This is a genomic window from Gordonia sp. SCSIO 19800 (assembly GCF_018132775.1).
GTDB classification, from domain to species: domain Bacteria; phylum Actinomycetota; class Actinomycetes; order Mycobacteriales; family Mycobacteriaceae; genus Gordonia; species Gordonia hongkongensis.
Map to the genome: position 1 here is coordinate 144560 of NZ_JAGRQM010000010.1, position 14219 is coordinate 158778.

12 protein-coding genes are annotated in these 14219 nt (G+C 68.4%); 10 read left to right on the plus strand and 2 right to left on the minus strand.

The features are described from left to right. Window positions 1-85 precede the first annotated feature (85 nt). The 3 genes from KB201_RS13875 (at window position 86) to KB201_RS13885 (ending at window position 1829) form a co-directional block, all read left to right on the plus strand. The gene (locus tag KB201_RS13875; protein WP_159371587.1) at window positions 86-1060 is read left to right on the plus strand and encodes an alpha/beta hydrolase; all 975 of its coding nucleotides are present in this window, start codon (window positions 86-88) and stop codon (window positions 1058-1060) included. Between the two features lie 4 nt (window positions 1061-1064). Further along, window positions 1065-1472 (plus strand): YidH family protein, encoded by a 408-nt coding sequence (locus KB201_RS13880; RefSeq protein ID WP_068972081.1) that lies wholly within the window; start codon window positions 1065-1067, stop codon window positions 1470-1472. Between the two features lie 75 nt (window positions 1473-1547). Then, the gene (locus KB201_RS13885) at window positions 1548-1829 is read left to right on the plus strand and encodes a hypothetical protein (RefSeq protein WP_159371585.1); all 282 of its coding nucleotides are present in this window, start codon (window positions 1548-1550) and stop codon (window positions 1827-1829) included. Between the two features lie 251 nt (window positions 1830-2080). Here KB201_RS13885 and KB201_RS13890 read toward each other — a convergent pair whose 3' ends face one another. After that, the gene (locus tag KB201_RS13890) at window positions 2081-3997 is read right to left on the minus strand and encodes an ABC transporter ATP-binding protein (RefSeq protein ID WP_058249912.1); all 1917 of its coding nucleotides are present in this window, start codon (window positions 3995-3997) and stop codon (window positions 2081-2083) included. 234 nt (window positions 3998-4231) lie between these two features. On the opposite strand from KB201_RS13890, the gene fgd reads away from it, so the two are divergent. After that, window positions 4232-5242 (plus strand): glucose-6-phosphate dehydrogenase (coenzyme-F420), encoded by a 1011-nt coding sequence (gene fgd, locus KB201_RS13895; protein ID WP_065630452.1) that lies wholly within the window; start codon window positions 4232-4234, stop codon window positions 5240-5242. Here fgd and KB201_RS13900 read toward each other — a convergent pair whose 3' ends face one another. Then, complete coding sequence (locus tag KB201_RS13900; protein WP_078113230.1) at window positions 5243-6142, minus strand: LysR family transcriptional regulator; 900 nt, start codon at window positions 6140-6142, stop codon at window positions 5243-5245. A 96-nt stretch (window positions 6143-6238) separates the two neighbouring features. Between KB201_RS13900 and KB201_RS13905 the strand changes: the two genes are divergently transcribed. Genes KB201_RS13905 through KB201_RS13930 form a run of 6 tightly spaced genes read left to right on the plus strand, consistent with a single transcriptional unit; the run spans window position 6239 to window position 13599 of the window. Beyond that, window positions 6239-7330: a DMT family transporter gene (locus tag KB201_RS13905; protein WP_211539489.1), complete on the plus strand. Its 1092-nt coding sequence runs from the start codon at window positions 6239-6241 to the stop codon at window positions 7328-7330. Then, window positions 7288-7887, plus strand: coding sequence for a hypothetical protein (locus tag KB201_RS13910; protein WP_211539490.1), 600 nt, complete (start codon window positions 7288-7290; stop codon window positions 7885-7887). The genes KB201_RS13905 and KB201_RS13910 overlap by 43 nt, the downstream gene beginning before the upstream one ends. Before the next feature lie 17 nt (window positions 7888-7904). Beyond that, a complete protein-coding gene (locus tag KB201_RS13915) occupies window positions 7905-8510 on the plus strand; it encodes a TetR/AcrR family transcriptional regulator (RefSeq protein ID WP_065630369.1) in 606 nt (201 codons plus the stop codon). Continuing rightward, complete coding sequence (locus KB201_RS13920) at window positions 8507-10159, plus strand: FAD-binding oxidoreductase (RefSeq protein WP_211539491.1); 1653 nt, start codon at window positions 8507-8509, stop codon at window positions 10157-10159. Before KB201_RS13915 ends, KB201_RS13920 begins: the two co-directional genes overlap by 4 nt. A 42-nt stretch (window positions 10160-10201) precedes the next feature. Then, complete coding sequence (gene pta, locus KB201_RS13925) at window positions 10202-12400, plus strand: phosphate acetyltransferase (protein ID WP_211539492.1); 2199 nt, start codon at window positions 10202-10204, stop codon at window positions 12398-12400. Next, window positions 12397-13599 carry an acetate kinase gene (locus tag KB201_RS13930; protein ID WP_211539493.1) on the plus strand — a complete coding sequence of 401 codons (1203 nt, stop codon included), beginning with the start codon at window positions 12397-12399 and terminating at the stop codon, window positions 13597-13599. Before pta ends, KB201_RS13930 begins: the two co-directional genes overlap by 4 nt. Window positions 13600-14219 lie beyond the last annotated feature (620 nt).

Here is a 14219-nt window from a genome sequence, read left to right on the forward strand (position 1 = left end):
GACCTCGACACCATGAACGGCGACCCCGACGAACGGACTGAAACGGACGCTCCCGGGGTGTACGTTCGGGCACAGGAGGAATCTGATGCCCATCGTTCATCACCGTCGGCCGAGCCTGCGGTCGTTCCCCATCTGGTTCGGTGCGCGTGCGCTCCTGAAACCGACCCTGGCGCTGTGGCCGATCAACAAGCAGGGGCTGGCGGGGCTGTTCCTCATCGACCGCATCTTTGCCGTTGGACCCAAACCCCGCGGCGTGGTCCGTGAGCAGCTTGTCCTCGCCGGGCGGCCCGCCGAGCTGATCATGCCGGTCGGACCGTCCCGCCGGGACGGCGACACCGCGATGCTCTACCTGCACGGCGGCGCCTTCGTGGTCTGCGGGCTCGGCACCCACCGATCGATCGCCGCGCGGATGGCGCGGGCGTGTGAGGTGCCGGTGTTCTCACTCGAGTACCGGCAGCTGCCGAAGGCCGGTGTCGGGACGTCCGTCGTGGACGCGGTCGACGCCTACGCCGAGCTGATCAACGAGCGTGGCTTCCGGCGGGTGATCGTCGCCGGTGACTCGGCCGGCGGTTTCTTGGCCGCGAAGGTGGTCGAGGCGGCCACGGCGCGCGGCCTGCCCACACCCACGGCGCTGATCGGGTTCTCGCCACTCCTCGACATGGACCTGGGGGTCCACCCGGACCGTTCGAGTCGATCCGACGCCTATCTGCCCAAGTCGAAGATGGCCCGGTTGGCGCCCCAGTTCGATCAGGGGCCCGTCCAGCTGACCGGTGTGCGCCGCATCGCCGACGCCGATCTCACCTCGTTCCCGCCGACCGTGCTGGTCGCGGCCGAAGGTGAGATGCTCGAGCCCGACGTCATCGACCTCGTCGAGTCGCTCGACGCTGCGGGCGTCACGGCCGTGGCGCACCTCTACGCATGGCAGGTGCACGCCTTCCCGGTGTTGAGCGCCCGCCACCCGGAGACCCTGGACGCGGTCGAGGTGACCGCGGCCTTCGCCGCCGAAGCGATCCGAGAGGGCAAGAGCACTGACGAGCGAACGGGCAAACGGGCCGGCTGACGGGGTGAGTGCCCCGAACCCGGCGACTCCGGATGCGGTGAACCCGGGGCAGTCGTACGCCGACGAGCTGGAGACCAGACCGCCAGGCGCAGTGGACGCCCGATTCACCCTCGCCGCCGAACGAACGCTGCTCGCCTGGGTCCGGACCGCACTCGGCTTCATGGCGGCCGGTATCGCGGTGGTCTACCTCGCTCCCGACGAGACGACGCCGATGGTCGACATCACGCTCGGCGTCGTGATGGTCGGACTCGGTGCCTCGCTGGCGGTTCTCGGGGCCTGGCGGTGGCGACGGACCACGCGAGCGCTGACCTCCGGTGGCGAGATGCCGGGGCCGACGCAGGTCATGCTTGTGGTCGCTGCGATAGTGGTGGTGGCCGTCCTCGTCGCGGTTGCCATGGTGATCCAGTCCTGACCTGCGCTCCACAACGGCACGCTGCCCATGTCGGCGGCCGCGACCATCAGCTGTCCACCACTGCAGGAGATCATCGTGACCACCGGCCCCGACTTCTCGCGGAGCGCGCAGACGTTCTCGATGACGCTGACCATCGTCGGCGCGACCATCCTCATCTTCTGCATCGGCTGGCTGACGGTCGGCTGGTGGCAGGACGGCCGGTGGTTCTGGGTGGCCGTCGGGATCGCCGTGGTGATCGTGAACGTCGTGCTGATCGCCATGCAGCTCCGCCGCCGCCTCGGTGAGCGGGTCAAGGACACCGACGATCGCCCCCGGCGCCGCGGCCTGATCGACAACTTCGACGACCTCGACGACTGAGCTCACCCCTGCTCCCTGATCCGAGAGAACGACATATCCATTGCTCCCTGAGGTGCGAGGAGCGCTAGCGACGAGCCACGAAGGGCCTGGTGAGACACCTTGCGAGACCCTTCGTGGCTCGCTTCGCTCGCACCTCAGGGAGCGGTGGTTGGGCTCGCTTCGTTCGCACCTCAGGGAGCAGGAAACCGGGCCGCGTCTGCCCCCGCTCCCTGAGGAGCGGGCGGAGCTTGCGGAGGCCGCGTCACGAAGGGTCACGCCGTCAGCGAATCCGAGTCCTCGGGGTCGTCCTCGGCGAACTGCGTTCGGTAGAGCTCGGCATAGCGTCCGTTGCGTGCCAGGAGCGTCGGGTGATCACCGCGTTCGACGACACGCCCGGCTTCGAGCACGACGATCTCGTCGGCGGCCCGGATCGTCGACAGCCGGTGCGCGATGACGATCGAGGTCCGTCCCTCGAGGGCCTCGCCGAGCGCCGCCTGGACCGCCGCCTCCGACGTCGAGTCGAGATGCGCGGTCGCCTCGTCGAGGATGACCACCGACGGTTGTGCGAGCAGCAGGCGGGCGATCGTCATGCGTTGGCGCTCACCGCCGGACAGCCGGTAACCGCGTTCGCCGACGACGGTGTCGAGTCCGTCGGGCAGCGAGCCGACCAGCTCGTCGAGCCGAGCCCGTCGCAGTGCGTCCCAGATCTCGTCATCGGACGTGTTCGGCTGGGCGAGCACGAGATTCGCCCGGATGGTGTCGTGGAAGAGGTGGCCGTCCTGGGTGACGAGACCGACGGTTCGATGGACCGATGCGGTCTGCAGTTTCCGGATGTCGACTCCGGCCAGCTGGATCGAGCCCTCGTCGACGTCGTAGAGGCGGGTCGCGAGACTCGCGATGGTCGACTTGCCGGCACCGGAACTGCCCACGAGAGCCACCATGCTGCCGGCCGGGACATCGAGGTCGACATGGTGCAGGACCGTCGTGCCGGCCCGATTGTCGAGTTGGGCAACCTCTTCCAGCGATGCCAGCGACACCTTGTCCGCCGCCGGATAGGCGAAGGACACGTCGTCGAATCGGACGGACACCGGCACGGGCCGCCCGCTCTCGGTGCCGGGCACCGGTACCGCGTCGGGTGCGTCGGCGATGAGGGGTTGTAGGTCCAGGACCTCGAAGACGCGCTCGAAACTGACCAGGGCGCTCATGATCTCGACCCGTGCGTTCGCCAGGGCCGTGAGCGGCGCGTACATCCGGGTGAGCAACAGGGCCAGTGAGACGACCGCGCCCGCGGACAGATGATCCTGTACCGCAAGCCATCCGCCGAGCCCGTAGACCAGGGCGAGGGCCAGCGCCGACACCAGCATCAGCGTCGTCATGAAGTACGCCTGCAACATCGACCGCCGTACGCCGATGTCGCGGACCCGGTCGGCGCGGTCGGCGAACTCGCGCGACTCGAGATCGGGGCGCCCGAACAGTTTCACCAGCGTGGCGCCGGGGGCGGAGAAGCGCTCGGTCATCTGCGTGGACATGCGGGCGTTGTGCTCGGCGGCCTCGCGGGAGAGCGCGGCCATGCGCCGGCCCATCCGCCGCGCCGGTATCACGAAGACCGGCAGCAGGATCAGCGCCAGCAATGTGATCTGCCAGCTGATCGCGATCATGACGCCCAGCGTCAGGGTGAGGGTGACGATGTTGGACACGACGCCGGACAAGGTGTCGCTGAATGCCCGCTGGGCGCCGATGACGTCGTTGTTGAGCCGGCTCACCAGGGCCCCGGTGCGGGTGCGGGTGAAGAACGCGATCGGCATCCGCTGCACGTGGTCGAAGACAGCTCGCCGTAGGTCGAGAATGAGACCCTCCCCGATGTTCGCCGACAGCCACCGGACCCCGATTCCCGCGGCGGCCTCGGCGACGGCGATCAGCGCGATGGCGACCGCGAGTCCGACGATCATCATCTCCGAGCCGCTCTCGGTGATGAGGTTGACGACGCGACCCGCCAGCAGCGGGGTCACGACGGTCAGCACAGCGGTGAAGACCGACAGCAGGAGGAACCATCCGATCCGGCGTCGGTGCGGTCGGGCGAACCCACCGATACGGCGAAGTGTCACCCGGCGGTCGCCCCGCAATCGCTTGCTGCTGGGCTGGGTGGAGGACTTGTACATCATGTCCCAGGCCACGGACTGCATACTCATGCCGTCCACGGTAGAACTTAAACCCAACTTGAGGTCCAGCGTGTTCGCTGCGGGAGGAATCCCGAGTGCGGATGTGCTGGCCCGCCACCGGCCGGTTGAGGTCCCGTCCGGCTCCCGACGTCGGCGTCTGTCCGCATGCTCTACGTTGGTAAGCGAGGTCACACGACGATTGGGCCGACTCCGCAGACCGGCCCGCGCCGGCGGGTGAGGGCCGGTGGCAAAGGAGCGATGGACATGGCAGAACTCAAGCTCGGTTTCAAGGCATCGGCGGAGCAGTTCGATCCGCGCGAGCTGGTGGAGATCGCGGTCGCGGCCGAAGAGCACGGCATGGATTCGGTTGCGGTGAGCGATCACTTCCAGCCCTGGCGGCACAACGGCGGCCACGCCCCGTTCTCGCTGGCCTGGATGGCGGCGGTCGGCGAGCGCACCAAGCGCGTGCAGATCGGCACCTCGGTCATGACCCCGACCTTCCGCTACAACCCCGCGGTCATCGCGCAGGCCTTCGCCACGATGGGCTGCCTCTACCCCGGACGCATCATGCTCGGTGTCGGCACCGGCGAAGCGCTCAACGAGTACGCGACCGGCTTCCAGGGAGAGTGGCCGGAGTTCAAGGAACGCTTCGCGCGCCTGCGCGAGTCCATCAAGCTCATGCGCGAACTGTGGACCGGCGAAGAGGTCAACTTCGACGGCGAGTACTACCACACGCAGGGCGCCTACATGTATGACATTCCCGAGCAACCGATCCCGGTCTACGTCGCCGCCGGCGGGCCGGTGGTCGCACGCTACGCCGGGCGTGCCGGGGACGGCTTCATCTGTACCTCGGGCAAGGGGCCCGAGCTCTACACCGAGAAGCTGCTACCCGCGGTCGCCGAGGGTGCGGCAAAGGCCGAGCGCGATGTCGACACCATCGACAAGATGATCGAGATCAAGATCTCCTACGATCCCGATCCCGAACTGGCGCTGGAGAACACCCGCTTCTGGGCCCCGCTGTCGCTGACCCCGGAGCAGAAGCACAGCGTCAACAGCTCGACCGAGATGGAGCGGCTGGCCGACGAGCTCCCGATCGAACAGGTCGCCAAGCGGTGGATCGTCTCCTCCGACCCCGACGAGGCCGTCGAGAAGGTCAAGTTCTACACCGACGCCGGGCTCAACCACCTCGTCTTCCACGCCCCCGGCCACGACCAGCAGCGGTTCCTGGAGAACTTCGAACGCGACCTCGCACCGCGCCTACGTAAGCTCGGCTGATCACGAAAAACCCTGCGCGACCGCGGCGTCGAGCATCTCGAGCACCCGTTGAACGGGCGGTAGGTCGAGTCCGCTCTGTCGTACCCGGACCCGCACCTCGCGTGCGGGCGTCGGGTCGACGATGGGAACTGCCGTGACGCCGGGCGGCAGGTCGACGAGCGCGAGCCGGGGGACGACGGTGAGTCCGACCCCGGCCGCGACGAACCGTATCGCGGTTGGGTAGTCCTGGGTCTCGACACTGAAGTCGGGTACGAAACCGACCGACGTACATGCGTCGAGCACTGCCTGCCGGCAGGGGCCCCGCGCCACGTCGTTGTCGACCCACGGCACCTGGGAGAGTTCGCGCAGGGTCACCGACTCCAGCGCCGCCCAGGCTGAATCCACGGGTACGACAGCGGAATACGGGTCGGTGGTCAGCCGGCGTCCGACGAACCCGGCCACGTCCGCGGACGGGCGTTGACTGTCCTCGACATAGATCTCGATGTCGGGTGCCGCCGACGACGGGCCCATCAGCTCGATGAGGCGGAGATCCAGTCGCAATCCGGGGAACTCGCGCGAGATGGTGGCGACGATCGGCGGGATCCAGGTGGCGCCCGCCGAGGCGAAGTAGTTGATGCGCAGCTGACCGAGTCGGCCGTCGCGCAGCTCCGAGATCAGACCGTCGATACGGGCGATCTGCTCGAAGACGGTGTCGGACTCGCGGGCCAGGATGGTGCCGGCCTCGGTGGGCACGATGCCGCGACCGTCTCGCTCCACCAGCGACAACCCGGTCTCGCGCTGCAGGGTGGCGATGTGCTGGCTGACCGCTGACGGCGTGTATCCGAGCGAGGCCGCGGCTCCGCCGATGGACTGCTCGCCGATGACCGAGCGCAGAACCCGAAGGCGGTGGATGTCGACCATGGAGCGACGATACCGCGGCGACTTTGCAGTGGCACTGAAATGTTCGGAACAAGTATTCACTTGTCCTGAAGTGCCGGATGAGTGAATCTGGAACACATGTCCTTGCGCCCGACACCGGCATCGGCTGGGTCCGCCACCGCATCCCTGCCGGCTCTGGCCGCCGTCGTCACCGTCGTGCTGTGGGCGTCGGCGTTCATCGGCATCCGCGCGCTCGGTGACACGTTCTCGCCGGGTTCCATGGCGTTCCTGCGGTTGCTGGCTGCGGTGATCCCGCTGACGCTCATCGTGATGGTGGTACGTCTGCGCGCACGGACAACGGGGGCGCCGGCCCGTCCGCTGATACCGCGCGGCCGTGCGCTCGCCCTGGTGACGGCGTACGGGGTCGCCTGGTTCGCGGGCTACACCGTCCTGCTGAACTGGGCCGAACGCCACCTCGACGCCGGGACCGCGGCGCTGCTGGTGAACCTGGCGCCGATCCTCGTGGCCGTCGCCGCGGGACTGTTTCTCGGAGAGGGGTTTCCGCGTCACCTCGTGATCGGTATGACGATCGCCTTCGCCGGCGTGGTGCTGATCGCCGCCGGCGGGTCCGCCACCGCGGACGCGCACGCCGACTGGCTCGGCATCGTGCTCGGGGTCGGCGCGGCGGTTCTGTACGCGACCGGGGTGCTGATCCAGAAGTCGGCCCTACGTACCGTCGACGCGCTGACCGCGACCTGGCTGGGTGCGGTCGCCGGCCTCGTGGCCACCGCGCCCTTCGCCCCCGCCGCCGTCACCGAACTGTCCGGCGCCGAGCCGGGGGCGATCTGGGCGGTGATCTACCTCGGGGTCGGGCCGACCGCGATCGCGTTCTCCACGTGGGCCTATGCGCTGGCCCGCACCGACGCGAGTGCGATGGCGGCCACCACCCTCGTGGTCCCCGCGATCGTCATCGTCCTGTCGTGGGCGCTGCTCGACGAGTTGCCCACCGGCGTCGGCATCGTCGGGGGACTCCTCTGTCTCGGTGGGGTCGCCATCGCCCGGCGGTTGCTGCCGATGAGGCCGCGTACGGGCCGGTCGGCGCGTAGCCTGGACGTGTCGTCGCCGACGATGACGCCCTCCGATATACGACGCGTTTCCGGCACGACCGCAACCGAGGAGACATCGCCATGCGCAAGTTCGTCGCCGGCCTCGCCATCGGCGGATCGCTGACTTTCGCCACGGCGACAACGCTTCTGGCTGTCGACTCGGAGTCGCCCGCGGCGTCGCCCAGTGTGAACTGCGGACCGCTCACCGGTTCCGGACCGATCCCGGGGTGTTCGTACCGCGTCGACGGGACCCGGTTGCAGATCGGTCTCTACAACAATGCGACGCGCAATCCGGCGGTGGAATGCACCCTCACACCGAGCGGCGCGGTCCACCCCACCGCCGCCACCACGATGGGGCCGGGGTCGCGTGGGGCCCTCACGGCGTCGGTGTATCCGAATGTGCCGAGGACCTTCGTCGTCCATTGCCTCGGCGGCGGTGCGGGCGCCGACCGCGTGGACCGGCAGACCACGATCACCGCGCGCGCCGAGACGCCGGAGCCGGCGCGGACGACGCCTTCGGTCCGCCGTACGTCACCGGCGCCTGTCCCGTCGGCGCCCTCGACGTCATCCGAACCGGATGATTCCGCCGGGATCACCACGACACCTCCGACCACCGAGGACGCCGCACCGGAGCGCGCCGTGACCACGACGACCACCACGACGGTTCCCGCCGCATCCTGATTCGCTACGGTTTTCGCATGGATCGTGACCGCATGGTGGATGTCGGAGTCGGGCTGGTGTCCCGGTTCGGGGCCAAGACGCTGAGTCTGACGTCGGTGGCCCGGCACGCCGGGGTGGCGCGGGCGACCGCCTACCGGATGTTCGGCGGCCGCGAAGCGCTGGTCACGGCCATCGTGGAACGCGAGGTGTCGCTGCTGCGGGTCAAGTTGATCGAGTGGTCGGCGACCGCGCCCGACGCGGCGGGCAAGATCCACGCGCAGGTGGTGAACGTGCTGCCCTACATCCGCAACCACGACGCGTTGCAGTACGTGCTGCGCAAGGAGCCGGAGGAAGTGGTCCGCGCGCTCGTCGCCACCAACGATTCGGCCGGGCCCACGCTCATCCATCAGATCGTGTCGGAGGCCCTGCCCGATCTGGAACCCGAGATCGGGGACCAGCTGTTCCCCACCCCGCGGGGGGCCGCCGAGTTCCTCGTGCGCACCATCTACTCCCTCATGCTCATCCCCGACAGCTTCCTGAGTGACGAGCAGATCGCCGAACTGGTCGTCCGGGCGATCGTCCGAGACGACACCGAGAGCGGTGGCGCGCCGACGGGCGGCAACCGGCCGGGCCCGGTCCGATGACCGGCGAGCACGTGTCCGACGAAACCGCGATCCCCGTCGTGGGGATGCTTCGGCCGCGCTGGGGAGACCCGGCGCGCACGGCCGAACTGCCCGGCGCCGCGGCTGCGCTGGCCGGGGACCGGAAAACCGACGCCGGCGTCGACCCGGGGACGATCTCGCCGGCTCGGTCGACCGTCGATGCTGCTGTCCGCGAAGAGGTCTCGGCTGTCGTCGGCGCCGACCACGTCTCCGACGCGGACGCGACACGGGTACAGCACACGCGCGGGTACTCCACCCCGGACATCCTGCGGTTGCGCGCGGGTGACGCCGACGACGCGCCCGACCTCGTCGTGTACCCGGGCGACCACGAGGAAGTGGTCGCGATCCTGCGGTTGTGTTCGGAGCGACGGATCGCGGTGGTGCCGTTCACCGGCGGGACGTCCGTGGTGGGTGGGTTGACGCCGGACCGCGCCGGATTCGCCGGCGTGATCAGTCTCGACCTGCGCCGTCTCGACCGCGTGGTGGAGATCGATGAGATCTCCCGGACGGCGACCCTGCAGGCCGGTCTGCGCGGACCCGCGGCCGAGGCGCTCCTGCGCGAGAAGGGTTGGACCATCGGTCATTTCCCGCAGTCCTATGAGGGCGCCGGGATCGGTGGATATGCCGCCACTCGCTCGGCCGGCCAGTCCTCGGCGGGGTACGGGCGCTTCGACGAGATGGTCGAGGGTCTCGTGTTGGCGACTCCGCGGGGAACCATCGAACTCGGTACCGCGCAGCGGTCGGCGGCCGGACCCGACCTGCGTCAGATGGTCCTCGGGTCGGAGGGCGTGTTCGGTGTCATCACGAGCGTGCAGATCCGTATCCGTCCGGCCCCGACGACCCGCGTCTTCGACGCCTGGCGGTTCGCCTCGTTCGCGGAGGGCGCGACCGCTCTTCGTCGGCTGGCCCAGGACGGTCCGCTGCCGACGGTGCTCCGGCTGTCCGACGAGGTGGAGACGGCGTTGAATCTCGCTGATCCCGTCGGCGCCGGGAGCGAAGCGAGCGGGCCGCATGAGAGCGGCGCCGGGAGCGAGCACGGCGATGACGGGGCCGGGTGCCTGGTCGTCGCCGGGTATGAGGGCGCGGCCGACGAGGTGGCGCGGCGACGCGATGCGGCGTCGTCGATGTTGATCGAATCCGGTGGCAGGGCGCTGGGGGAGGGTCCCGGGGAGGCCTGGCGGACAGGACGTTTCGCGGGACCGTACCTTCGCGACCCGTTGCTCGATGCCGGGGTGTTGGTCGAGACGCTCGAGACCGTCGCGTTCTGGTCGCGGTTGCACGACGTGCGCGCCGCGGTGACGGCCGCGCTGACGGACTCGCTCACTGCCTCGGGTACGCCGCCGCTGATCATGTGCCATGTCAGTCACGTCTACGCGTCGGGTGCCTCGCTGTACTTCACGGTCGTCGCACCGTTCGCCGACGACCCGCTGGCGCAGTGGGGGGCGGCGAAAGTCGCGGCCAATTCCGCGATCCGGGCGTCCGGTGCCAGCATCACCCATCATCACGCGGTCGGGCGGGATCACCGTGACGCGTACCACGACGAGATCGGGCCCCTGGCCCTGGACGCGTTGCGGTCGGTCAAGGCGTCGCTCGATCCCGACGGTGTGTGCAATCCGGGTATTCTCCTCTGACGCCCGACTCCGGGACCGGGGTTGCCCGGTCCGTCCGCCACTATGCTGGGGCGCATGGCCACGGATAGAGTCCAGACCGCCGACGCCGACGGACCCGCGAGCGCGGATCAGATCGTCGCCGACCCCACGACCAGCATCTACATCGCCTCGGCCGAAGGCGAGACCGGTAAGTCCATCGTCGCGCTGGGGTTGCTGGCCCTGCTGTCGGCGACCGGCGGGCGGGTCGGGGTGTTCCGTCCGATCTCGCGGACGGCCGCGGAGGATCGTGATCCGATCCTCGATCTCCTCCTCGACTACGAATCCGCCGACCTCCCGTACGAGGACTGTCTCGGTGTCACCTACGAGGAGGTGCACAACGATCCCGAAGGTGCGGTCGCCGAGATCGTCGCGCGCTTCCACGCCATCCAGTCCCGCTGCGACCGCGTGGTCATCGTCGGTTCGGATTACACCGACGTCGGCACCCCGTCGGAGCTGAGCTACAACGCCCGGATCGCCGCGAATCTGTCGGCGCCGATGGTGTTGGCGATCAAGGCGATCGACCGGTCGCCGGAAGAGATGCACGGTCTGGCCGAGGGGCTGATCGCCGAGGTGACCGCTGCCCATGCCACCCCCGTCGCCCTGGTTGCCAACCGGTGCGACCCCGACCGCCTCGACGAGATCCGGGACCAGTTGCGCAGCACCGGGATTCCGGTGCTGTGCCTACCCGAGGAGCCGGTGCTCTTCGCCCCCACGATGGGGGAGCTCAAGGAGGCGCTCGGCGCGACGATGTACAGCGGTGACGAGGAATTGCTCGACCGCGAGGCGCTCCGGGTGATGGTCGGTGGCATGACCGTCGAGCACATCCTGGAGCGGCTCACCGACGGCACCGTGGTCATCACGCCCGCCGACCGGTCGGATGTTCTCCTGGCACTCGTGAACGCCAACACCGCACAGGGTTTCCCGCGTCTCGCCGGCATCATCCTCAACGGCGGACTCAAACCGCACCCGATGATCGAGGCGCTGGTGAGCGGGTTGAAGCCGACCCTGCCGATCATCAGCTGCCCGCAGGGCACCTACGACACCGCGCGTACCGCCGCCCACACGCGCGGCAAGGTGGGGGTGGGCTCGGTACACAAGATCGAGGCCGCACTGGCGATGATGGAGACCCATGTCGACCCCGAGAAGGTCATGCGCAACCTCAACGTGTCGACGCCGACCGTGGTGACGCCGCAGATGTTCGAGTACCGCCTGATCTCCCGTGCGCGCGCCGACCGAAAGCACATCGTGTTACCGGAGGGCGACGATGACCGGATCCTGCGGGCCGCCAACAGGCTTGCGCGGCGCAGCGTTGCCGACCTCACTCTGCTCGGTGATCCCGAAGCGGTGCGCGAGCGTTCCATCGAACTCGGACTCGACCTCTCCGACGTCACGGTCATCGACCCGGCCGAGTCGGAGTATCTCGACGAGTTCGCCCGGATCTACACCGAGCTGCGCAAACACAAGGGTATGGATCTGGAACGGGCCCAGGAGAAGATGCGTGACGTGTCGTATTTCGGCACGATGATGGTGCACACCGGGCGCGCCGACGGGATGGTGTCGGGGGCGTCGCACACCACGGCCCACACGATCCGGCCGGCCTTCGAGATCATCAAGACCAAACCGGGTGTGTCCACCGTGTCGAGCGTGTTCTTCATGTGCCTGGCCGACAAGGTGCTCGCGTACGGCGACTGCGCCATCGTCCCGGATCCGTCCGACGAACAGCTCGCCGACATTGCCATCTCCTCGGCGCAGACGTCCGCGGCCTTCGGTATCGATCCCCGGGTCGCGATGCTGTCGTACTCGACCGGGACGTCCGGATCGGGCGCCGACGTCGAGAAGGTCAAGACCGCAACCGAACTCGTGCGCGAGCGGCAACCCGATCTGCTGGTCGAGGGGCCGATCCAGTACGACGCCGCGGTGGAACCCTCGGTGGCGAAGACCAAGATGCCCGACTCGCCGGTGGCCGGCCGTGCGACCGTGCTGATCTTTCCCGACCTCAACACGGGCAACAACACGTACAAGGCGGTGCAGCGGAGCGCGGGGGCGGTCGCGATCGGCCCGGTGCTGCAGGGCTTGAACAAGCCGATCAACGACCTGAGCCGCGGCGCCCTCGTCTCGGACATCGTGAACACGGTCGCCATCACCGCGATCCAGGCCCAGCAGGAGGGCGTGGACCCACTCGCCGAGAACGCCGCCTCCGCCGAGGCCGAGGGTCCCCGATGAGCGGGGCGTCGGGTGCGGTGCTGGTGCTCAACGCCGGCTCGTCGTCGCTGAAATACCAACTGGTGCAACCGGCGGACGGCACGGTGATCGCGGAGGGCATCGCGGAGCGGATCGGCGACTCCGGTTCGTCGATGACACACGAACAGAACGGCGAGACCGTCACCGAGACACTGGAACTCGACGATCACCTCGCCGCGGTCCGACGGGCGGAACGCTTCTTCGCCGACAACGGAACCGATCTGGCCGACGCGGGACTGAGTGCGGTCGGACATCGGGTGGTGCACGGTGGCCGGTCGTTCTACGAGCCGACGGTGGTGACCCCCGAGGTGATCTCGGAGATCGAGCGGATCTCCCCGCTGGCGCCGCTGCACAATCCGGCCAACCTGGTCGGCATCCTGGCGGCCCGGGAGTTGCTCCCCGACGTCCCCTCGGTGGCCGTGTTCGACACCGCGTTCTTCCACGGTCTCCCCGACGCGTCGGCGACATACGCGATCGACCGTGCGGTCGCGGACGAACATGCGATCCGCCGCTACGGTTTTCACGGCACCAGCCACGAGTATGTCTCCGGTCAGGTGGCCGAGTTCCTCGACCGCGACCCGGCGTCGCTGAACCAGATCGTGCTGCACCTGGGCAACGGCGCGTCGGCGTCGGCCATCGCGGGCGGGCAGCCGATCGACACGTCGATGGGTATGACCCCGCTCGAGGGACTGGTGATGGGAACCCGCAGCGGTGACCTCGACCCCGGGCTGGTCCTGCATCTGAACCGGGTGGCGAACCTGTCCGTCGACGAGATCGACACGCTGCTCAACAAGCGTTCGGGACTTCGAGGTCTGTGCGGCGAGAACGACTTCCGCGCCATCACCGAGCTGATGGACAACGGTGACGACGCCGCTCGACGCGCCTTCGACGTCTACATCCACCGCCTGCGCCGTTATATCGGTGCCTACGCCTTCGCCCTCGGACGCGTCGATGTCATCACATTCACGGCCGGGGTGGGGGAGAACTCCGCAGTCGTCCGCGCCCGTGCGCTGGCGGGGTTGGAAGGGTTCGGGATCGTCGTCGATGACGAGCGAAACGCGGTGCGTGGCAAGGAGGCTCGTCGTATCTCGGCGGATGACAGCGCGGTGGACGTGCTCGTCGTGCCGACCAATGAAGAGCTGGCCATCGCGCGGCAGTCGGCGGCGGTGGTGGCGGGTTGACATCCGGTCGAAGACTGGACGTCTAGGCCAAGGTGCTCAAGGCGGGACGCTGCAAGCCCGCGTTGAGGTGCGCGGGTTAGGATCAGTTGTTGCCCAATTCGGTCCGCGGAGTTGGTGCGTCCGGATGGAACGCGGTCTCAGCAAGCGGTGCGGTCGCGAAGTTGTGCAGCGCGTACCCCAACGGTAACCCGTCAGGATCTTGAATAGTCTAGGCCACGCCTCATCTCGTGACCGCATAACGCGGGCCGAACAGCGTCCGACGCAGCAGCGCCGCGAAGCGCGAGGCAAACGCGAGCATGAGACCGCACCACCCCTTCAGGGGAGCACTCATGATCACGATCATCAACGTCGCATACGGGACCGGGGTACGCACGAAGCAAGCTCGCCGCGTCGCACAGCAGGTCGGCGTGACGGTCCAGGACCGCGTGGGCACGTCTTACGCCCTGAGACGACGCACAGCTCCTCGTTCACGTCCTACGTCTTTTGCCTCGGTCGATCGAAGAGGACAGCTCCCCAGAACTGCCGCTGAGCGACTTGGCTCATTGTCAACGGCCAGTTTGATGTCCCCGCTGGTGGCCAGGTAGAAGTCCCCACCCTGTGCGGGATGTTCTTAGGTTGGC

What these genes read in the sequence shown, in the direction of transcription:
- KB201_RS13905 (WP_211539489.1), top strand. Translation starts at nt 6,239, where the DNA reads ATGTCCTTGCGCCCGACACCGGCATCGGCTGGGTCCGCCACCGCATCC.
- KB201_RS13875 (WP_159371587.1), top strand. Translation starts at nt 86, where the DNA reads ATGCCCATCGTTCATCACCGTCGGCCGAGCCTGCGGTCGTTCCCCATC.
- fgd (WP_065630452.1), top strand. Translation starts at nt 4,232, where the DNA reads ATGGCAGAACTCAAGCTCGGTTTCAAGGCATCGGCGGAGCAGTTCGAT.
- KB201_RS13920 (WP_211539491.1), top strand. Translation starts at nt 8,507, where the DNA reads ATGACCGGCGAGCACGTGTCCGACGAAACCGCGATCCCCGTCGTGGGG.
- KB201_RS13890 (WP_058249912.1), bottom strand. Translation starts at nt 3,997, where the DNA reads ATGAGTATGCAGTCCGTGGCCTGGGACATGATGTACAAGTCCTCCACC.
- KB201_RS13930 (WP_211539493.1), top strand. Translation starts at nt 12,397, where the DNA reads ATGAGCGGGGCGTCGGGTGCGGTGCTGGTGCTCAACGCCGGCTCGTCG.
- KB201_RS13910 (WP_211539490.1), top strand. Translation starts at nt 7,288, where the DNA reads ATGCGCAAGTTCGTCGCCGGCCTCGCCATCGGCGGATCGCTGACTTTC.
- pta (WP_211539492.1), top strand. Translation starts at nt 10,202, where the DNA reads ATGCTGGGGCGCATGGCCACGGATAGAGTCCAGACCGCCGACGCCGAC.
- KB201_RS13915 (WP_065630369.1), top strand. Translation starts at nt 7,905, where the DNA reads ATGGATCGTGACCGCATGGTGGATGTCGGAGTCGGGCTGGTGTCCCGG.
- KB201_RS13900 (WP_078113230.1), bottom strand. Translation starts at nt 6,142, where the DNA reads ATGGTCGACATCCACCGCCTTCGGGTTCTGCGCTCGGTCATCGGCGAG.